Source organism: Enterobacter quasihormaechei (assembly GCF_004331385.1).
GTDB lineage: Bacteria > Pseudomonadota > Gammaproteobacteria > Enterobacterales > Enterobacteriaceae > Enterobacter > Enterobacter quasihormaechei.
Map to the genome: position 1 here is coordinate 65,514 of NZ_SJON01000008.1, position 20,933 is coordinate 86,446.

The following is a 20,933-nucleotide window of genomic DNA, read 5'->3' on the forward strand; positions in this document are numbered from 1 at the left end:
GAGGAAAGCGATGGCATCGTTGATTCAGGTCCGGGACTTACTGGCGTTGCAGGGGCGAATGGAGGCGAAGCAGCTCAGCCTCAGCCTGCATACGCCGCAGCCGATGATCGATGCCATGCTGGAAAGGCTGGAGGCCATGGGAAAAGTCGTGCGCATTCAGGAAGAGCCGGACGGTTGTCTGTCCGGCAGCTGTAAACATTGCCCGGAAGGTAAAGCCTGCCTCAGGGAGTGGTGGACGCTTCGCTAATAAAACCGGACAGCGCCGAACAAAACTCAGCAGGATGAGAGATGAAAGGCGCATGTGCCGCTTTGGCAACCACCCGTGACTGACTCTCCGGCCACAGCGCATCCAGCAGCGGAACCACCTTGCGCGGGACCAGCCCATCAAGATAGCCATAAATACGCAGATGCGGCACCGCCAGCGACGCCAGCGGCTCGCGCAGATCGACCGTTTTCAGGATTTCCAGCCCACCGTTAAGTACCTCAACGTCCGGCATCGGCAGGGAAAGCACCGCCTGCTTCAGCGTCCGTGCGTCCTGACGGGCGGTTTCTGTCCCCACGGTTTGTAGTGCCAGAAAACGCTCCACCGTCCGCTGGAAGTCTTCGCTCAGCTGGTGCTGGAAACCGGCGAGCACCTCGGGTTTAATGCCCGGCCACGCCTCGCGGGCGCTGAAGCAGGGTGATGAGGCCACGGTCACCAGCGCCTGCACCCGCTCAGGATGGCTCAGCGCAATCTGGCTTGCCACCAGCCCGCCCAGGCTCCAGCCGAGCCAGACGGCTTTTTGCGGCGCGGCATCCAGAACCTGCTTCGCCATGTCGTCGAGCGTCATCACACCATAGCCGCGACTGCGGCCATACCCCGGCAGATCGACCAGGTGCACCGTAAATTGCGAGGCCAGTTCCTCACTTATGCAACGCCACACTTCGGCGTTCAGTCCCCATCCGTGCAGCAGCACAAGATGACAATTTCCCGTTCCAACGGTCTGCCACCACAGCGTCTTCATCAGCTATCGTTCTCTTTTTTTACATGGAGGTTGCGTATGCTAACAGTGCCCGGCTTGTGCTGGCTATGCCGAATGCCGCTTGCGCTGAGTAAGTGGGGCGTCTGTTCCGTTTGTACGCGCGCGCTGGGCTGGCTGAAGGGCTGCCCGCAATGCGGCTTGCCTGCCGTCAGCCAGACGCTCCCCTGCGGGCGATGCCTGAAAAAAGCGCCGCCGTGGCACGCGCTGGTGGCGGTGGATGATTACGTTTTGCCGCTGAGCCGTCTGGTTCATCAGTTTAAGTTTTCCAGCCAGACCCGCCTGGCGAAGCCGCTGGCGCGTCTGCTATTACTGGCGGTCTTGCAGGCGCGGCGAACGCGGGGGTTGCCGAAGATCGACCTGATTATGAACGTGCCCCTCTTTCGGCGTCGCCACTGGCAGCGGGGATATAATCAAAGCGACCTGCTGTGCCGTCCGCTCGCCCGCTGGCTGGGTTGTCGGTACGCTGCCTGCGCGCTGAAGCGCGTACATGCCACTGCGGTTCAGCACCGCCTCAATGCCCGGCTGCGCAAAAGGAACCTGAAAAACGCCTTTCGCCTTGAATTGCCGGTCAACGGTCTCCATATCGCGATTGTGGATGATGTCGTCACCACGGGCAGTACCGTCGCTGAACTTTCCCGACTGCTTTTGCAAAGCGGCGCCGCGTCAGTTCAGGTATGGTGTCTGTGCCGTACCTTGTAGCCCTTCTCCAATGGGCGTATGATTATACCCAGGTAATTTAGTCAACTATTAGGCCAAAGCTATGATCCGTATTTCCGATTCTGCACAAGCGCACTTTGCCAAACTGCTGGCAAATCAGGAAGAAGGGACGCAGATCCGCGTGTTTGTGATCAATCCAGGCACTCCGAATGCAGAATGTGGTGTCTCTTATTGTCCTCCGGATGCCGTGGAAGCAACTGACACTGCCCTTAAATTTGAACAGCTCACCGCGTACGTTGATGAGCTGAGCGCGCCGTATCTTGAAGATGCGGAGATTGATTTCGTTACCGACCAGCTGGGCTCTCAGCTGACGCTGAAAGCGCCAAACGCGAAGATGCGTAAAGTCTCTGACGATGCTCCGCTGATGGAGCGCGTGGAATATCTGCTGCAATCGCAGATCAACCCACAGCTGGCTGGCCACGGTGGACGTGTTTCCCTGATGGAAATCACCGAAGAGGGTCTGGCGATCCTGCAATTCGGCGGCGGCTGTAACGGCTGCTCCATGGTCGATGTAACCCTGAAAGAAGGGATCGAGAAGCAGCTGCTGAACGAATTCCCTGAACTGAAAGGCGTGCGCGATCTGACCGAGCACCAGCGCGGCGAGCACTCTTACTACTAATTCAGTACCCGTCTGTATTGCCCGGTGGCGCTGCGCTTACCGGGCCTACAAACACAGTCTGCAAGGCTCGTAGGCCGGGTAAGGCGAAGCCGCCACCCGGCTTTTGTTTTCCCGCCGATCTCACTCCATATGTTGACCTGCATCTCATAATTCACATTTTGCCTCCCTGGGTGATTCTCAATCACAGCATGTTACCCGTATCATTCCCATGGGCACTCAACACCCCTATAACAGCCGACTAAACTTAACGTTTTCGCAGGCATCAGTATGAGTGCCGTTAACGCTCTGTTCCCAGTTGGGACAACCGGAATTTGTCGTTGAAACAATGACGTTACCCATAACAATTCAAAGGCCAGGTCAATCATGCCATTAGTCATCGTCGCTATCGGTGTTGTGTTATTACTGCTCTTGATGATCCGCTTCAAAATGAACGGATTTATCGCTCTGGTTCTGGTGGCACTTGCAGTCGGTCTGATGCAGGGAATGCCGCTGGTTAAAGTTATCAGCTCCATCAAAGCCGGTGTCGGCGGTACGCTCGGCAGCCTGGCGCTGATCATGGGCTTCGGCGCCATGCTGGGTAAAATGCTCGCGGACTGCGGTGGCGCGCAGCGTATTGCCACCACGCTTATCGATAAATTTGGCAAGCAGCATATCCAGTGGGCGGTGGTATTAACCGGTTTTACCGTCGGTTTCGCGCTGTTCTATGAAGTGGGCTTCGTGCTGATGCTGCCGCTGGTGTTCACCATCGCCGCTGCCGCCAACATCCCGCTGCTGTTCGTGGGCGTGCCGATGGCTGCGGCGCTGTCCGTCACTCACGGCTTCCTGCCGCCGCACCCGGGCCCAACCGCTATCGCCACCATCTTTCACGCCGATATGGGTAAAACCCTGCTGTTCGGTACGATTCTGGCGATCCCAACGGTTATCCTGGCGGGCCCTGTTTATGCGCGCTTCCTGAAAGGCATTGATAAGCCCATCCCGGAAGGCCTGTACAGCGCCAAAACCTTCTCAGAAGAAGAGATGCCGGGCTTTGGCGTCAGCGTCTGGACCTCACTGGTGCCGGTGATCCTGATGGCGATGCGTGCCGTAGCAGAGATGGTTCTGCCGAAAGGTCACGCGTTCCTGTCCGTTGCAGAGTTCCTGGGCGACCCGGTAATGGCAACGCTGATTGCGGTATTGATTGCGATGTTCACCTTCGGTCTTAACCGCGGTCGCTCCATGGATCAGATCAACGATACGCTGACCTCTTCCATCAAAATCATCGCCATGATGCTGCTGATCATCGGCGGCGGCGGCGCGTTCAAGCAGGTGCTGGTCGACAGCGGCGTGGATAAATACATCGCTGCCATGATGCACGAAACCAACGTCTCCCCGCTGCTGATGGCGTGGTCTATCGCCGCCGTTCTGCGTATTGCGCTGGGTTCTGCAACCGTTGCGGCGATCACCGCGGGCGGCATCGTTGCACCGCTGATTGCCACGACGGGCGTCAGCCCTGAGCTGATGGTTATCGCGGTCGGTTCCGGTAGCGTGATTTTCTCCCACGTGAACGATCCGGGCTTCTGGCTGTTCAAGGAGTACTTCAACCTGACCATCGGTGAAACCATTAAGTCCTGGTCCGCGCTGGAGACTATTATTTCGGTGTGTGGCCTGGTCGGGGTGCTGCTGTTGAATATGGTGGTTTAATGCCAAAAGTCGGGTGGCGGCTACGCCTTACCCGACCTACATGAGCACGACCTGATAACAAAAAACCCGCCACTGGCGGGTTTTTTATCACTTCTTCCCGGCTGCTTTTCGCCGCTTATCCAAATCCTTAATAAGCCTGTTCACGCCGTCATCCGCAAACATCTTCTCAAGCGTAGTGGAGAGCTTGCGACGCCAGTTTTTGTACTGATAGCTGGTGCCGGGAACGTTCACCGGCTCCGCCATATCAATCCAGTCTTCGGGTTGCAGGCCGAGCAACGCGCTGTTGCTGTCGGCAATATAGCGCTTTAAGCCACGGTTAAGCGTTGGCGTCATCGACATCAGCGACGCCTTATGCCCGGCGCGCTTCGGCAGACAGCCATGCTTATGCAGCGCGTCCAGCAGCCCCTGCTTCGCCAGCTCGCGGTCCTGATACAGTCCATGCAGAACCTCTTCATCTGGATAGAGGCCCAGCGTTTTGCCGAGGGTCAGATCGCCGCTTTCCCAGTAGCCTCTGAGCGTAGGAAGATCATGCGTCGTCGCGACTGCCATTGACTGTTCAGGGTACGCTTTCGGCGCGCGGAAGGTTTTCTCATGGTCGTTTTCAAAATAGAGCACTTTGTAGGAATAAACCCCGCTGTCGCGGAGCTTGCTGACAATTTCCACCGGTACGGTACCGAGATCTTCACCGATCACCATGCACTGATGACGTTTACTCTCCAGGGCCAGGATCGACAGCAGATCGTCCACAGGATACTGCACGTACGCCCCGTGATCGGCCGTTTCACCGTACGGGATCCACCACAGGCGCAGCACGGACATCACGTGGTCGATGCGCAGCGCCCCGCAGTTCTGCATGTTCGCGCGCAGCAGGTCGATAAACGGCTCGTAGGCACGCGCCGCCATCACGTGCGGATCCATCGGCGGCAGGCCCCAGTTCTGGCCGAGCGGGCCCAGGATATCCGGCGGCGCACCCACGGAAGCCTTCAGGCAGTAAAGCTCACGGTCACACCAGGTTTCCGCGCCGCCTTCCGCCACGCCGACGGCCAAATCGCGATACAGCCCGATCGGCATGTTATAGCCCTGGCTCACCTGCCAGCAGGCGGCAAACTGGCTGTACGCCAGCCACTGCAACCAGAGATAGAAATCCACCTCGTCGGCATGCGTCTTACAGAACGCTTTCACTTCCGGGGTATCCACGGACTGATACGCTTCCGGCCACACCGGCCAGCCCCAGCGCATCTCGTCCTCTTGCACCTGATACGCGTGCAGCGCATCAAACGCCGCCTGCCAGTACAGGCTTTCACCTTCCTGCATCACGAACTGGCGGAAGGCTGCCATCTGCGCGTCGTCACGCTTCGCAAAGCCCTTCCATGCCAGACGCAGCGCCGCGATTTTCAGCGCGGTCACGGTGGCATAGTCCACCCACTCCGCATCGCGAGCCTGTTGCAGCATCTGCTGCGTGGTGTCCAGCTTCCACCAGGCCTGCGCCTCTTTGCTGTTTTTGAAATCGTCTAACGCGTTAACGTCGATGTAAATCACGTTCAGCCAGCGGCGGGAAGACGGGCTGTACGGGCTCGCGCTTTCCGGGTTAGCCGGATAGAGGGCGTGGATCGGGTTGAGGCCGATAAACGCCCCGCCGCGCTCCCCCACGGATACCAGCATATTCTTCAGGTCGCCAAAATCGCCGATGCCCCAGTTGCTGTCGGAACGCAGGGTGTAAAGCTGTACGCAGGCGCCCCACAGCTTTTTGCCTTCGAGCAGCGCCTGCGGCTCATAGCAGCGCTTCGGCGCGACGATCACCCGACAGTGGAAGCGGCTGTCATTCTGGGTGAGCGTCAGGCTGTGGTAGCCCTCCGGCAGCTTCGCCGGAAGGTTGAACGTTTTGCCGCCGGTGGCGTGGCCTTTGTGCTGGTGCCCCTCTTCGGTAGTGAGCAGCCAGCTGAATTCGCCGCGCCCTTCCACCGTCAGCGGCATCTTTTTGCCTGCGGTAAAGACCTTCACGTTCGGCACTGGCGTACCCGACGCTTTCGCCTCGGTTTTATGCATGGCATCCAGCAAACGTCTTTTGGTGTCCGCACCAATAGACTGCGGTTTGCCGTGCGCATTGATGTAACTGAGGCTAATTCCCGCCGCCTGCGCGGCACTGTCCAGACGTTTACTCTCCATCGCGCTTCCTTAGCGTTTTGCCTGCCAGATACGGGCCTGATAATCACGGATTGAGCGGTCAGAGCTGAACATGCCGCAGCGCGCGGTGTTCAGGATACACGCACGGGTCCAGGCGTCCTGGTCGCGGTACAGCACGTCGACCTGCTTCTGCGCTTCAACATAAGCCGTGAAGTCAGCCATCACCAGATACGGGTCGCCGCCCTGTTTGTCCATGCTGTGCAGCATCTGGTCAAACGCGTGCTTGTCGCCGTCGCTGTACTTACCGCTTTCCAGCTCTTTCAGCACCGCATCCAGCACTTTGTCTTTTTTACGCCATTTCACCGGGTCGTACCCTTTGGCTTTGATGGCTTTCACTTCTTCAACAGTATGGCCGAAGATAAAGATGTTCTCTTCACCGACCTTCTCCGCAATTTCGACGTTCGCGCCGTCCAGCGTGCCGACGGTCAGCGCGCCGTTCAGGGCCAGCTTCATGTTGCCTGTACCGGACGCTTCTTTACCGGCGGTCGAGATCTGCTCGGAGATATCCGCCGCCGGGATCAGCATTTCAGCCGCAGAGACGCAGTAGTCCGGCAGGAACACCACCTTCAGCTTGTCGCCCACCTTCGGATCGCTGTTGATCGCCGCCGCTACTTTATTAATGGCGAGGATAATGTTTTTCGCCAGGTAGTAACCCGGCGCCGCTTTCGCACCGAACAGGAACACGCGCGGCACGCGGTCGGCCTGCGGGTTCTCGCGGATCTCTTTGTACAGCGCCAGAATGTGCAGCAGGTTCAGGTGCTGACGCTTGTACTCGTGCAGACGTTTGATCTGAATATCGAAAATCGCGTTCGGGTTGATTTCAATCCCGGTGCGCATTTTCACGAACGCCGCCAGGCGAACTTTGTTCTCCAGCTTGATCGCGCGGTACTGCTCGCGGAACTTCGCGTCGTCGGCATATTTTTCCAGGTTGATGAGCTGGTCCAGGTCGTTGGCCCACTCTTTCTTCAGGGTCTTATCCAGCAGGCCGGCCAGCAGCGGGTTGCACTGCTTGATCCAGCGGCGCGGCGTGATGCCGTTGGTCACGTTGTGGAATTTGGTCGGCCACAGCTGGTGGTATTCCGGGAACAGGTCTTTCACCACCAGGTCAGAGTGCAGCGCCGCCACGCCGTTGACCGCAAAACCGCTGACTACGCACATGTTCGCCATGCGCACCTGCTTGTCGTGCACCACGGCCAGCTTCGCCCAGACGGCCTTATCGCCCGGCCAGGTTTTCTCCACCAGCGTTTTGAACTGGTCGTTAATCTTATTGATGATCTGCATATGGCGCGGCAGCAGCGTTTTCACCAGCTTCTCATCCCAGCACTCCAGCGCTTCCGGCATCAGGGTGTGGTTGGTGTAGGCGAAGGTGCGGCTGGTGATGGCCCAGGCGTCGTCCCAGCTCAGCTGATGCTCGTCAATCAGCACGCGCAGCAGTTCCGGGATGGCAATGGTCGGGTGCGTGTCGTTGAGCTGAATGACTTCGAAGTCCGGCAGCTGCGCCAGCTTGCGGCCCGCCAGGTGATGGCGACGCAGAATGTCCGCCACGGAGCAGGCGCACTGGAAGTACTGCTGCATCAGGCGCAGCTTTTTACCCGCCAGATGGTTGTCGTTCGGGTAGAGCACTTTCGTCAGCTTCTCGGCGTCGATACCCTGCTGCTCGGCGCGCAGGAAATCACCGTCGTTGAATTTGGTCAGGTTGAACGGATGCGTGTGCTTCGCCTGCCACAGGCGCAGCGGCTGCGCCACGCCGTTACGGTAGCCGAGCACCGGCAGGTCCCAGGCTTCACCGGTAATGGTGAACGCCGGCTCCCAGAGCCCTTGCTTCGTCACTTTCCCACCAATCCCGACCTGCACGTCCAGCTGCGCGTTGTGGCGGAACCACGGATAGGTATTACGGTGCCAGTCGTCCGGCGCTTCCATCTGGTGGCCGTCAGCGAACGACTGACGGAACAGGCCGTACTGGTAGTTCAGACCATAGCCAATCGCCGACTGGCCAACCGTTGCCATGGAATCCAGGAAGCAGGCGGCCAGACGTCCCAGTCCGCCGTTACCCAGCGCCGGGTCCGTCTCTTCTTCCAGCAAATCGGTCAGGTTGATGTCGTGTTCTTTCAGCACGTCACCCACTTCCTGATACCAGCCAAGGTTCAGCAGATTGTTGCCTGTCAGACGGCCAATCAGGAACTCCATCGAAATGTAGTTGACGTGACGCTGGCCCTTAACAGGCTTCGTCACGGGCTGAGCGTCCAGCTGCTCCGCGAGCGCCCCGCTCACCGCCTGCCACCACTGGTGAGGCGTCATCTCGTTTGCAGCATGAAGGCCAAAACGCTGCCACTGACGCGTCAGGGCAGCCTGAAATTGAGCTTTGTTGAAAGTAGGCTGTGACATAGGGAATCGGCATCCTGTAGAGAGAAAACACATTTGGCGCTAGTGTGCCTGGCTCACTGCGCCTCTTCCTCCTCCTGTCGGGGATTAGGCAGGGAGGAGTAGCGGGGATGAGCATAAAAGTGTGATCGAGGCCACTGTGTGAGTGCGCGCTTCGCAAAAAAAAGATATACCGGAAGCGTGTCAAAGAAGTGAAATACCGTTTCGGAGGAAATTAATTATCGCTTAAATGATTACTTACGAAGAATATGATTTCCGGGCGCCCGGAATATTCAGCACCACTATTAAGCCCACGCAACCTTTGCCAAAGTTTATTAACTTCAGCGTCATTATCTCCTCCTGAAACCAGTTTCAGCGCAACCGTACACCTTGCAGACAAGCCAGCAGCAGCGCGGCATCCAGCCATTTAACAAAAGTTCCAACATAGATGAGAATGTTTTGTGACAGAGTGCAAATTCAGAGCCTCCAAACCCAGACATAACTTGCAATAGTTCCTGTATTGGCCGAACTTATAGGTATTAATTACGAAGCGCAAAAAAAATAAATTTTCTCGTTCCCCACAGTGAAGTGAAAACTATGTTGATTCCGTCCAAATTAAGTCGCCCGGTTCGTCTTGACCATACTGTGGTCCGCGAGCGCCTGCTGGCTAAACTTTCCGGTGCGCATAATTTCCGACTGGCGCTGGTTACGAGTCCTGCGGGTTATGGAAAAACAACGCTCATTTCACAGTGGGCGGCAGGCAAAAGCGATCTTGGCTGGTACTCCCTGGATGAAGGGGATAACCAGCAGGAGCGTTTTGCCAGCTATTTAATTGCCGCTATTCAGCAGGCAACCAACGGGCACTGCGTCACCAGCGAGGTGATGGTGCAAAAGCGCCAGTACGCCAGCCTGTCCTCTCTTTTCTCACAGCTGTTTATCGAGCTGGCCGAATGGCATCGCCCGCTGTACGTGGTGATTGATGATTATCATCTGATCACGAACCCGGTCATTCACGAGTCGATGCGTTTCTTCCTGCGCCATCAGCCGGAAAACCTGACGCTGGTGGTCCTGTCGCGCAACCTTCCGCAGCTGGGCATTGCTAACCTGCGCGTGCGCGATCAACTGCTGGAAATCGGCAGCCAGCAGCTGGCCTTTACCCATCAGGAAGCGAAACAGTTCTTTGACTGCCGTCTGACGTCTCCGATCGAGGCGTCTGAAAGCAGCCGCCTGTGTGATGACGTTGCAGGCTGGGCCACGGCGCTTCAGCTGATTGCCCTCTCCGCGCGGCAAAACAACAGCCCGACGCACCAGTCGGCACGCCGCCTGGCGGGCATCAACGCCAGCCACCTGTCGGATTATCTGGTGGATGAGGTACTCGACAGCGTTGACCTTTCCACCCGCCATTTCCTGCTGAAAAGCTCCCTGCTGCGTTCGATGAACGATGCGCTGATCGTGCGCGTCACCGGCATCGAAAACGGGCAGCTTCAGCTCGAAGAGATTGAACGTCAGGGTTTGTTCCTGACGCGCATGGACGATCCCGGCGAATGGTTTAGCTACCATCCGCTGTTTGGCAGCTTCCTGCGCCAGCGCTGTCAGTGGGAGCTGGCCGCAGAGCTGCCTGACATTCACCGCGCCGCCGCCGAAAGCTGGATGGCGCAAGGTTTCCCGAGCGAGGCTATTCACCACGCGCTGGCCGCCGGGGATGCCGGTATGCTGCGCGATATTCTGCTCAATCACGCGTGGGGACTGTTCAACCACAGCGAACTGTCGCTGCTGGAAGAGTCGTTAAAAGCGCTGCCGTGGGAGAGCCTGCTGGAGAATCCGCGTCTGGTGCTGCTCCAGGCCTGGCTGATGCAGAGCCAGCATCGCTACAGCGAAGTGAACACCCTGCTGGCGCGCGCCGAGCAGGAGATGGAAAGCGAGATGGATACCATCCTGCACGGCGAGTTTAACGCCCTGCGCGCGCAGGTAGCGATTAACGACGGCGACCCGGATGAGGCCGAACGGCTGGCGATGGTCGCGCTGGATGAGCTGTCGCTGGCGAATTTTTACAGCCGCATTGTGGCCACCTCAGTGCACGGCGAAGTGCTGCACTGCAAGGGCGACCTCACGCGTTCGCTTTCGCTCATGCAGCAAACCGAACAGATGGCGCGCCGCCACGATGTCTGGCATTACGCCCTGTGGAGCCTGATCCAGCAAAGCGAGATTTTATTTGCTCAGGGGTTCCTGCAAGCTGCCTGGGAAAACCAGGAGAAAGCGTTCCAGCTGATCCGTGAACAGCATCTGGAACAGCTGCCGATGCACGAGTTCCTGTTGCGTATTCGCGCTCAGCTGCTGTGGGCATGGTCGCGTCTGGATGAAGCAGAAAGCTGCGCCCGCCAGGGGCTGAACGTGCTTTCGAGCTTCCAGCCTCAACAGCAACTCCAGTGTCTGGCCCTGCTGGTACAGTGCTCGCTGGCGCGCGGTGACCTGGATAATGCCCGCAACCACCTTAATCGCCTGGAAAACCTGCTCGGCAACGGGCAGTACCATAGCGACTGGGTGTCCAACGCCGATAAGGTTCGGGTAATTTACTGGCAGATGACCGGCGATAAAAAGTCCGCCGCCCACTGGCTGCGTCAGACGCCTAAGCCAGAATTTGCCAATAACCACTTCCTGCAAAGCCAGTGGCGCAATATTGCCCGCGTGCAGATCCTGCTGGGTGACTTCGAGCCTGCCGAGATCGTGCTGGAAGAGTTAAATGAAAACGCCCGCAGCCTGCGTCTGATGAGCGATTTGAACCGCAACCTGCTGCTGTTAAACCAGCTTTACTGGCAGGCGGGACGTAAAAACGATGCCCAGCGCGTGCTGCTGGAAGCGTTGCAGCTGGCGAACCGCACCGGGTTTATCAGCCACTTTGTGATTGAAGGTGAAGTGATGGCCCAGCAGTTGCGCCAGCTGATTCAGCTCAACACGCTGCCGGAACTCGACCAGCATCGCGCCCAGCGCATTCTGCGCGAGATCAACCAGCATCACCGCCACAAGTTTGCGCACTTCGATGAGAACTTCGTGGAGCGTCTGCTGAACCATCCGGAAGTGCCGGAACTTATCCGCACCAGCCCGCTCACCCAGCGTGAATGGCAGGTGCTGGGGCTGATCTACTCCGGTTACAGCAATGACCAGATAGCCGGTGAGCTGGCCGTCGCGGCGACCACCATCAAAACGCACATTCGTAATCTGTATCAGAAGCTGGGCGTGGCGCACCGTCAGGACGCGGTACAGCATGCGCAGCAGCTATTGAAGATGATGGGGTACGGTGTGTAATTTATTGCCCGGCGGCGCTACGCTTGCACGGGCCTACGGGTTTTGTAGGTCGGGTAAGCGCCGCGCCACCCGACAAAACGGCTAGCACAGCTCTAACTGCACATTATTATCCTTAATCACCTGCATCACCCCCGCCGGCGGCATTACGTCGGTATAGACCGCATTCACCAGGCCAATGCTGCCCATGTTCACCATCGCGTTACGGCCAAACTTCGAGTGGTCCACCACCAGCATCACGTGGCGCGAGTTCTCAATAATCGCGCGCTTGGTGCGCACCTCGTGATAATCAAACTCCAGCAGCGAGCCGTCAGTGTCGATGCCGCTGATCCCCAGAATGCCGAAATCGAGGCGGAACTGGGAGATAAAATCGAGCGTCGCTTCACCGATAATGCCCCCGTCGCGGCTGCGTAGCTCGCCGCCCGCGAGAATGATGCGGAAATCATCTTTCTGCATCAGGGTGTTGGCCACGTTCAGGTTGTTAGTGACCACGCGCAGGTTCTCGTGATCCAGCAGCGCGTGGGCGACCGCTTCCGGCGTGGTGCCGATATCAATAAACAGCGTCGCGCCGTTCGGGATCTGGCTCGCTACCTTACGGGCGATACGCTCTTTCTCTGCCGTTTGCGTCGCCTTACGGTCATGCCACGAGGTGTTCACCGAGCTGGACGGCAGGGCGGCGCCGCCGTGATGCCGCAGAATACGGTTCTGATCGGCAAGGTCATTCAGGTCACGGCGGATGGTTTGCGGGCTAACGGCAAACTGCTCCACCAGCTCTTCCGTACTGACGTATCCCTGTTTTTTGACCAGTTCGATAATGGCGTCATGACGTTGTGTTTGTTTCATCAATTATCCCTGAGAATTATGTTCGTTTTCGCGCATGGAGCGTATCGGCAAGCGCCATCGCCAGCCCGACCGCCAGGCCGGTAACGTGCGCACCATTGGCGATAGACATACCAAACAGATCAAACCATCCGGCAATAAGCCATATTAACGCAAAGGTTATTAATCCACGTTGTAAATAGATGCCGCTTTCAGGGTCGCGCTCGCCTCTGAGCCAGGCGTAGCCCATCAGGGCGTAAACCACGCCGGATAACCCGCCAAACCACGGGCCGCTGAATTTATGCTGCACATAGCCGCTCAACAGGGCGCTGATCACCGTGATGACAATCAGCTTGCCGCTGCCGAGTCGCTTCTCCACCGCCCCGCCGAGATACCACCACCACAGCAGGTTAAAGAGGATATGCATCACCGAGAAGTGCATCAGCGCATGCGTGAAGTAGCGCCAGACGTCAAATTGCAGGGAGGGATCGTACGGCCATGCCAGGGCAATCATCACGCTCTGGTCGCCCACCACGCTCATAATGATAAAGACGATGATGCAGGCCGCCATCAGCAGCAGGGTAAACGGCCCTGCGCGCTCGCGGAGGGTGGCGAGAAAAGGAAAACGTTGATAGTGCAGGCCACTGCCCGTCTGTCCGGACTGCCAGCTTGCCGCCAGATAGCGCGGGTCGCCCGGGTTTTCCAGAAAACGCGCCAGCTCGGCGTTCACGCGCTCGGCCTGGCTTTCGTCCGCCAGCCAGACGTCCGTCTGCGTATGCTGCTGAATAGTCAGGATTATGCCCTGCGTCGCCATATAGTCGACAAACGCCTGGGCGACGCGTGGGTTGCTAAAAGAGGTGATCATCAACATGGGCAGCGGTCGCTTATTTCCACACAAAAGGGGACAGTATAGCGGGATCAGCGCTCAAACGCGTATTCTACTTCTGCCGGGAAATGACGGTGCCAGGCATCAAAGCCGCCGTCGACGCTGTACACCGCATCGTAGCCCTGCTGGATCAGATACTGCGCTGCGCCTTTACTGCTGTTGCCGTGGTAACACATCACCATCACCGGGGTTTCGAAGTCGTTATCGCGCATAAACGCGCCCAGCGTGTCGTTGGTCAAATGGAACGCGCCCGGCGTGTGGCCCATGGCAAAGCTCTGCGGATCGCGGATGTCCACCAGCACCGCGGTTTTCTGGTGCATCTTCTGATGGGCTTCTTCTACGTTAATACATTCAAACTGATCCATGGTGTTCTCTTTACAGTGGTCAACGACAAGATTTTACCCCGTAGTGTACGTCCTGGCGGCGGGTAAACGCCATTATGTTATCCATATCACTCTAAATTGTTTTTTTGATGTTACCAAAAGCGCGTTCCTTTGCTATTATGAGCGATATCGAACATTTCTGAGCTTTAACGAAAGTGCATGAGGGTGTTATGGAAACCAAAGATCTGATTGTGATAGGCGGTGGCATCAACGGTGCCGGTATTGCGGTTGATGCCGCAGGACGCGGTTTATCCGTGCTGATGCTGGAAGCTAACGATCTCGCCTGCGCGACGTCGTCCGCCAGCTCCAAGCTGATCCACGGTGGCCTGCGCTACCTGGAACACTACGAATTCCGCCTGGTCAGCGAAGCGCTGGCCGAACGCGAAGTGCTGCTGAAAATGGCCCCGCATCTGGCGATCCCGATGCGCTTCCGCCTGCCTCACCGCCCGCACCTGCGCCCGGCGTGGATGATCCGCATCGGCCTGTTTATGTACGATCATCTCGGCAAACGCACCAGCCTGCCGGGTTCGAACGGTTTGCGTTTTGGCTCAGAATCGGTCCTTAAGCCTGAAATCGTGCGCGGTTTCGAATATTCCGACTGCTGGGTGGACGATGCACGTCTGGTGCTGGCTAACGCCCAGATGGTCGAGAAGAAAGGCGGCGAGGTGAAAACCCGCACCCGCGCGACCGCCGCCCGCCGCGAAAACGGCCTGTGGATTGTGGAAGCAGAAGACGTGGATACCGGCGAGAAGTTCAGCTGGAAAGCACGCGGCCTGGTGAACGCCACCGGCCCGTGGGTGAAGCAGTTCTTCGACGATGGAATGCACCTGCCTTCACCGTACGGCATTCGCCTGATCAAGGGCAGCCACATTGTGGTGCCGCGCGTACATACTCAGAAGCAGGCCTACATCCTGCAAAACGAAGATAAACGCATCGTGTTTGTGATCCCGTGGATGGACGAGTTCTCCATCATCGGCACCACCGACGTGGAGTACAAAGGCGATCCGAAAAACGTTGAGATCGACGAGAGTGAAGTCAGCTACCTGCTGAAGGTGTACAACGCGCACTTTAAGAAACAGCTGGCGTGCGATGACGTGGTCTGGACCTACTCCGGCGTGCGTCCGCTGTGCGATGACGAATCTGACTCACCGCAGGCCATCACCCGCGATTATACGCTCGATATTCACGACGTAGACGGTCAGGCGCCGCTGCTGTCAGTGTTTGGCGGCAAGCTTACCACCTACCGCAAGCTGGCCGAGCACGCGCTGGAAAAACTGGCGCCGTACTATAAAGGCATCGGCCCCGCGTGGACCAAAGAGGCGGTACTGCCGGGCGGGGATATCGGCGACAACCGCGACGATTACGCCGCGAAGCTGCGTCGCCGCTTCCCGTTCATCACCGAAGGGATGGCGCGCCACTATGCCCGCACCTACGGCAGCAATACCGAGCTGTTCCTCGGCGACGCGAAAGAGATTGGCGACCTGGGCGAACATTTCGGTCATGAGCTGTATGAAGCGGAGCTGCGCTACCTGGTTGAACACGAGTGGGTGCGTCGCCTGGACGATGCCATCTGGCGTCGTACTAAAGAAGGGATGTGGCTGAATGCCGAGCAGCAGTCTCGCGTCGCGCAGTGGCTGGCGCAACATGCGGGAAAGCGTGAATTGTCGCTGGCGTCGTAAATGAAAAAAGCCGGGTGGCGGCTCCGCCTTACCCGGCCTACTCGATCCTGTAGGCCCGGTAAGCGAAGCGCCACCGGGCTAAATTTTTACAACCGCACCGGATCAATATGCCAGATGTTCTCGGCATACTCCTTGATGGTTCTGTCTGACGAGAAGTACCCCATGTTGGCGATGTTGTGCATCGCGGCGCTGGTCCACTTCTCCTGCTGACGGTACAGCTCGTCTACCCTGTCCTGACAGTCCACGTAGCTGCGGTAATCCGCCAGCACCTGATAGTGATCGCCGAAGTTAATCAGCGAGTCCACCAGGTCACGATAGCGTCCAGGCTCCTCAGGATTGAACACCCCGGTGGCAATTTGCGTCAGCACCTGGCGTAGCTCTTCATCCTCTTCGTAATATTCGCGCGGCGAGTAGCCCTGCTTGCGAAGCGCCTCCACTTCTTCCGCCGTATTGCCGAAGATAAAGATATTCTCCTCCCCCACATGCTCAAGCATCTCGACGTTTGCGCCGTCCAGCGTGCCGATGGTCAGCGCGCCGTTCAGGGCAAACTTCATGTTGCTGGTGCCGGACGCTTCCGTCCCCGCCGTGGAAATCTGCTCGGAGAGATCCGCCGCCGGAATGATCAGCTGCGCCAGGCTCACGCTGTAGTTCGGGATGAATACCACCTTCAGCTTGTCGCCAATGTCCGGATCGTGGTTGACCACCTTCGCCACATCGTTGATGAGGTGAATAATGTGCTTCGCCATGTAGTACGCGGACGCCGCTTTGCCGGCAAAGATTTTCACGCGCGGCACCCATTCCGCCGTCGGGTCAGCCTTAATGCGGTTGTAGTGGGTGATCACGTGCAGCACGTTCATCAGCTGACGCTTGTACTCGTGGATACGCTTGATCTGCACGTCAAACAACGCTTTCGGGTTCGCCACCACGTTGAGGTGCATAGCCAGCCACACCGCCAGACGTTTCTTGTTCAGCAGCTTGGCTTCCCGTACGGCTTTGTTCACCGTCGGGAAATCAATGTGTTGCTCAAGCTCACTCAGCTGGCTCAAATCGGTGCGCCAGGTGCGGCCAATGTTTTCATCCAGCACGTCGGAGAGCGGCTGGTTCGCCAGCGCCAGCCAGCGGCGCGGCGTGACGCCGTTGGTCACGTTGCAGAAACGCGTCGGGAAGATCTTCGCGAAGTCCGCAAACAGCGACTGCACCATCAGGTTCGAGTGCAGCTCTGACACGCCGTTCACCTTGTGGCTGATCACCACCGCCAGCCAGGCCATGCGTACGCGGCGACCGTTGGATTCATCAATGATCGACGCGCGGCTCAGCAGGCCGGTATCGTTCGGGTACTGCTCCTGCAAGGTCTTGAGGAAGTAGTCGTTGATCTCGAAGATGATTTGCAGATGGCGCGGCAGAATTTTACCGAGCATGTCCACCGGCCACGTCTCCAGCGCTTCACTCATCAGCGTATGGTTGGTGTACGAGAACACCTGACAGGTCACCTCAAACGCGTCGTCCCAGCTGAACTTATGCTCGTCAATCAGCAGACGCATCAGCTCGGGGATCGACAGCACCGGATGGGTGTCGTTGAGGTGAATCGCGGTCTTCTCCGCCAGGTTGGCGTAGGTTTTGTGCAGCTGATAGTGACGGCTGAGAATATCCTGAATCGTTGCCGAGACGAGGAAATACTCCTGACGCAGGCGCAGCTCGCGGCCCGAATAGGTGGAGTCATCCGGGTAAAGCACGCGGGAGACGTTCTCGGAGTGGTTTTTATCTTCCACCGCCGCGAAGTAGTCGCCCTGGTTGAATTTACCCAGGTTGATCTCGCTGCTGGCCTGCGCGTTCCACAGGCGCAGCGTGTTGGTCGCATCGGTGTCGTAGCCGGGGATGATCTGGTCATAGGCCACGGCGAGGATCTCCTCGGTTTCCACCCAGCGGGATTTTTTCCCTTCCTGCTGAATACGCCCGCCAAAACGCACCTTGTAGCGCGTGTTGTGGCGCTTGAACTCCCACGGGTTACCGTATTCCAGCCAGTAGTCCGGGGACTCTTTCTGACGGCCATCGACGATGTTCTGCTTGAACATGCCGTAGTCGTAGCGAATACCGTAGCCGCGCCCCGGCAGCGCCAGCGTTGCCAGCGAGTCAAGGAAGCACGCGGCAAGACGCCCCAGACCACCGTTACCCAGCCCCGGGTCGTTCTCTTCGTCAATCAGCTCTTCTAAATCCAGACCCATCTCTTCCAGCGCGTTTTTGACGTCGTCATAAATCCCGAGCGACAGCAGCGCGTTGGAGAGGGTGCGACCTATCAAAAACTCCATCGACAGGTAATACACCTGTCGCGTCTCCTGCGAAAGCTGGGCGCGGTTGGAGCGCAGCCAGCGTTCGACCATACGGTCACGCACCGCAAACAGCGTGGCGTTCAGCCATTCGTGCTTGTTGGCTATAACGGGGTCTTTCCCAATGGTAAACATCAGCTTATAGGCGATGGAGTGCTTTAACGCCTCAACGCTGAGCGTGGGGGAAGAGTAGCTAAATGGAGCGTTCATATCTGTCACTTCGCCTCGTTACATCAAGCGTTGATAAAGGTCGCGGTAAGACTGCGCCGCAACGTGCCAGCCAAAGTCCATGGACATCGCCTGACGTTGGACGTAACGCCACAGGGATGGACGGGACCACAAGACGAACGCACGCCGGATCGCCCGAAGCAGCGACCAGGCATTACTGTCCTCAAAGACAAACCCGCTAGCGATACCGTCCGCCAGGTTTTCCAGAGAGCTGTCAGACACCGTATCCGCCAGCCCGCCCGTGCGCCGCACCAGCGGCAACGTGCCGTATTTCAGGCCATAGAGCTGCGTCAGGCCGCAGGGCTCGAAACGGCTCGGCACCAGAATCACGTCCGCGCCGCCCATGATGCGGTGCGAAAAGGCTTCGTGATAACCGATCTGCACGCCCACCTGCCCCGGGTGTTCCGCCGCGGCCGCCAGGAAACCTTCCTGTAATACCGGGTCGCCCGCACCAAGCAGCGCCAGCTGGCCGCCCTGCTCCAGTAATCCAGGCAGCGCCTCCAGCACCAGATCCAGCCCTTTCTGGCTGGTCAGGCGGCTGACCACCGCAAACAGCGGCACCTTGTCGTTGACCTTCAGCCCCATCGCAATCTGTAGCTGGCGCTTGTTTTCCGCTTTGTCTTCCACCGAGTCGCGACCATAGCGCGCCGCCAGCAGGAGGTCCGTTTCCGGATTCCAGATCTGTTCATCCACGCCGTTCAGAATGCCCGACAGGCGGCCTTCACGGTGGCGCTGTTGCAGCAGACCTTCCATACCGTAACCGAACTCCGGCTGGGTAATTTCACGCGCGTAGGTTGGGCTGACCGCCGTAATGTGGTCGGCGTAGTACAGCCCCGCCTTCAGGAACGAAATCTGTCCGTTAAACTCCAGCCCGTGCATGTTAAAGAACGACCATGGCAGATCGATGTCATTCATGTGATGGGCGTAATACATGCCCTGATACGCCAGGTTGTGCACGGTAAACACCGATTTGGCCGGATGCCCCTTCGCCGCCAGATACGCGGGTGCCAGCCCCGCATGCCAGTCGTGCGCGTGCACCACGTTCGGACGCCAGAACGGATCCAGCCCGACGGCCATCTCCGCCCCCACCCAGCCGAGCAGGGCAAAGCGCAGCACGTTATCGGTATAGGCGTACAGGTTGGTATCATGATACGGGCTGCCGGGACGGTCGTATAAATGCGGCGCATCGATCAGGTAAATGCCTACCCCATTGTAATGTCCAAACAGCAGGGTGATACGTCCCGCGAAGGTCTCGCGACGGGAAACAACCTTTGCATCAGGAATACCGCGCCGGATATCCGGAAAAGCGGGCAACAACACGCGGGTATCTACCCCTCCGGCAATTTGCGCCGCCGGTAGTGCACCAAGAACATCCGCCAGTCCGCCCGTTTTTAACAACGGGAACATCTCAGAACATACGTGTAAAACCTGCATCATCGCTCCTGTTTGATTTGCAGCTTCCGCAACATTTCCCGTGTTACTAACACGATCCCCTCTTCCGAACGGTAGAAACGACGCGCATCTTCTTCCGCGTTTTCCCCAATCACCATCCCTTCGGGAATGACGCAGGCGCGGTCAATGACGCAGCGACGCAGACGACATGAGCGCCCTACCCAGACGTCCGGCAGCAGGACTGCCGAATCGATATTACAGAATGAGTTTATACGCACGCGCGGGAACAGCACGGACTGCACCACCACCGAACCGGAGATAATGCACCCGCCAGAGACCAGCGAGTTCAGCGTCATACCGTGGCTGCCGGAGCGGTCCTGCACGAACTTCGCCGGCGGCAGCGATTCCATATGGGTGCGTATTGGCCAGTTCTGGTCGTACATATCCAGCTCAGGCGTGACGGACGCCAGATCGAGGTTGGCTTTCCAGTACGCTTCCAGGGTTCCCACATCGCGCCAGTAGGGTTCCGCATTCGGATCGGACTGCACGCAGGACAGCGGGAACGGATGTGCATACGCCATGCCAGCTTTGGTAATTTTCGGGATAATGTCTTTGCCGAAATCGTGGCTGGAGTTTTCGTCTGTGTCGTCTTCTTCCAGCAGCTCATAAAGATAGTCAGCATCAAAGACATAGATCCCCATGCTGGCGAGCGATTTGGTGTCATCCCCCGGCATGGTTGGCGGGTTCGCCGGCTTTTCAACAAAATCGATAATCTTGTCGTCCGCATCCACGTGCATCACGCCGAACGCGGTTGCTTCCGCAACGGGCACCGGCAGACACGCCACGGTGCAGCGCGCCCCTTTTTCGACATGGTCGATCAGCATGTGGGAGTAATCTTGCTTGTAGATGTGGTCCCCCGCGAGGATCACGACGTATTCCGCGTTGTAGCGGCGAATGATGTCGAGGTTTTGGGTCACCGCATCCGCCGTGCCGCGGTACCAGTTTTCCCCGTGTACGCGCTGCTGCGCGGGAAGCAGATCGACAAACTCGTTCATCTCTTCGCTGAAGAATGACCAGCCGCGCTGAATGTGCTGCACCAGCGTGTGCGACTGATACTGCGTAATGACGCCAATGCGGCGAATGCCTGAGTTCAGGCAGTTGGAGAGTGCAAAATCGATAATACGGAACTTACCACCAAAGTGAACCGCCGGCTTGGCGCGCTTGATGGTCAAATCTTTCAGACGGGTACCACGCCCGCCCGCAAGTATCAGGGCAACTGTTTTTAATGGTAGCTGGCGCGCCAACATTAACGGATCGTTCTTCTCTAATCTAACCATGA

At 58.0% G+C, this 20,933-nt stretch carries 15 protein-coding genes; 6 read left to right on the forward strand and 9 right to left on the reverse strand.

Features of this window, described 5'->3' with window-relative positions; genetic code table 11:
- Positions 1-10: 10 nt before the first annotated feature.
- Positions 11-247, forward strand: a complete 237-nt coding sequence (gene feoC / locus E0L16_RS12360) for a [Fe-S]-dependent transcriptional repressor FeoC (RefSeq protein WP_107534079.1) — start codon at positions 11-13, stop codon at positions 245-247.
- On the opposite strand, the gene bioH is transcribed toward feoC, so the two are convergent.
- Positions 222-1,004: a pimeloyl-ACP methyl ester esterase BioH gene (gene bioH, locus E0L16_RS12365; RefSeq protein WP_131637024.1), complete on the reverse strand. Its 783-nt coding sequence runs from the start codon at positions 1,002-1,004 to the stop codon at positions 222-224. The genes feoC and bioH overlap by 26 nt on opposite strands.
- Before the next feature lie 36 nt (positions 1,005-1,040).
- Between bioH and gntX the strand changes: the two genes are divergently transcribed.
- The 3 genes from gntX (at position 1,041) to gntT (ending at position 4,038) form a co-directional block, all read left to right on the forward strand.
- On the forward strand, positions 1,041-1,721 hold the full coding sequence (gene gntX, locus E0L16_RS12370) for a DNA utilization protein GntX (protein ID WP_131637025.1): 681 nt from the start codon (positions 1,041-1,043) through the stop codon (positions 1,719-1,721).
- Between the two features lie 61 nt (positions 1,722-1,782).
- On the forward strand, positions 1,783-2,358 hold the full coding sequence (nfuA, locus tag E0L16_RS12375; RefSeq protein ID WP_063449522.1) for a Fe-S biogenesis protein NfuA: 576 nt from the start codon (positions 1,783-1,785) through the stop codon (positions 2,356-2,358).
- Positions 2,359-2,721: 363 nt separating this feature from the next.
- A complete protein-coding gene (gntT, locus tag E0L16_RS12385) occupies positions 2,722-4,038 on the forward strand; it encodes a gluconate transporter (RefSeq protein WP_063449523.1) in 1,317 nt (438 codons plus the stop codon).
- Between the two features lie 87 nt (positions 4,039-4,125).
- Here the strand turns inward: gntT and malQ are convergent, their stop codons facing one another.
- A complete protein-coding gene (malQ, locus tag E0L16_RS12390; protein WP_131637027.1) occupies positions 4,126-6,204 on the reverse strand; it encodes a 4-alpha-glucanotransferase in 2,079 nt (692 codons plus the stop codon).
- A 9-nt stretch (positions 6,205-6,213) separates the two neighbouring features.
- A complete protein-coding gene (gene malP, locus E0L16_RS12395) occupies positions 6,214-8,607 on the reverse strand; it encodes a maltodextrin phosphorylase (RefSeq protein WP_063865395.1) in 2,394 nt (797 codons plus the stop codon).
- 573 nt (positions 8,608-9,180) lie between these two features.
- Between malP and malT the strand changes: the two genes are divergently transcribed.
- On the forward strand, positions 9,181-11,886 hold the full coding sequence (malT, locus tag E0L16_RS12400; RefSeq protein WP_131637028.1) for an HTH-type transcriptional regulator MalT: 2,706 nt from the start codon (positions 9,181-9,183) through the stop codon (positions 11,884-11,886).
- A gap of 81 nt (positions 11,887-11,967) precedes the next feature.
- Here the strand turns inward: malT and E0L16_RS12405 are convergent, their stop codons facing one another.
- Genes E0L16_RS12405 through glpE form a run of 3 tightly spaced genes read right to left on the reverse strand, consistent with a single transcriptional unit; the run spans position 11,968 to position 13,953 of the window.
- Complete coding sequence (locus tag E0L16_RS12405) at positions 11,968-12,726, reverse strand: DeoR/GlpR family transcriptional regulator (protein WP_063865393.1); 759 nt, start codon at positions 12,724-12,726, stop codon at positions 11,968-11,970.
- A 16-nt stretch (positions 12,727-12,742) separates the two neighbouring features.
- Positions 12,743-13,573, reverse strand: a complete 831-nt coding sequence (gene glpG / locus E0L16_RS12410; protein WP_107534085.1) for a rhomboid family intramembrane serine protease GlpG — start codon at positions 13,571-13,573, stop codon at positions 12,743-12,745.
- Positions 13,574-13,620: 47 nt separating this feature from the next.
- Positions 13,621-13,953 carry a thiosulfate sulfurtransferase GlpE gene (glpE, locus tag E0L16_RS12415; RefSeq protein ID WP_063865391.1) on the reverse strand — a complete coding sequence of 111 codons (333 nt, stop codon included), beginning with the start codon at positions 13,951-13,953 and terminating at the stop codon, positions 13,621-13,623.
- A 188-nt stretch (positions 13,954-14,141) separates the two neighbouring features.
- Here glpE and glpD point away from each other — a divergent pair, with 188 nt between their 5' ends.
- Entirely contained in the window at positions 14,142-15,650 is a 1,509-nt protein-coding gene (gene glpD, locus E0L16_RS12420; RefSeq protein ID WP_131637029.1) for a glycerol-3-phosphate dehydrogenase, read from the forward strand.
- 86 nt (positions 15,651-15,736) lie between these two features.
- Here the strand turns inward: glpD and glgP are convergent, their stop codons facing one another.
- Genes glgP through glgC form a run of 3 tightly spaced genes read right to left on the reverse strand, consistent with a single transcriptional unit; the run spans position 15,737 to position 20,931 of the window.
- On the reverse strand, positions 15,737-18,184 hold the full coding sequence (glgP, locus tag E0L16_RS12425; protein ID WP_063865388.1) for a glycogen phosphorylase: 2,448 nt from the start codon (positions 18,182-18,184) through the stop codon (positions 15,737-15,739).
- An 18-nt stretch (positions 18,185-18,202) separates the two neighbouring features.
- On the reverse strand, positions 18,203-19,636 hold the full coding sequence (gene glgA / locus E0L16_RS12430; RefSeq protein ID WP_063865387.1) for a glycogen synthase GlgA: 1,434 nt from the start codon (positions 19,634-19,636) through the stop codon (positions 18,203-18,205).
- Positions 19,636-20,931 carry a glucose-1-phosphate adenylyltransferase gene (gene glgC, locus E0L16_RS12435; protein ID WP_063449532.1) on the reverse strand — a complete coding sequence of 432 codons (1,296 nt, stop codon included), beginning with the start codon at positions 20,929-20,931 and terminating at the stop codon, positions 19,636-19,638. Before glgC ends, glgA begins: the two co-directional genes overlap by 1 nt.
- Positions 20,932-20,933: the final 2 nt, after the last annotated feature.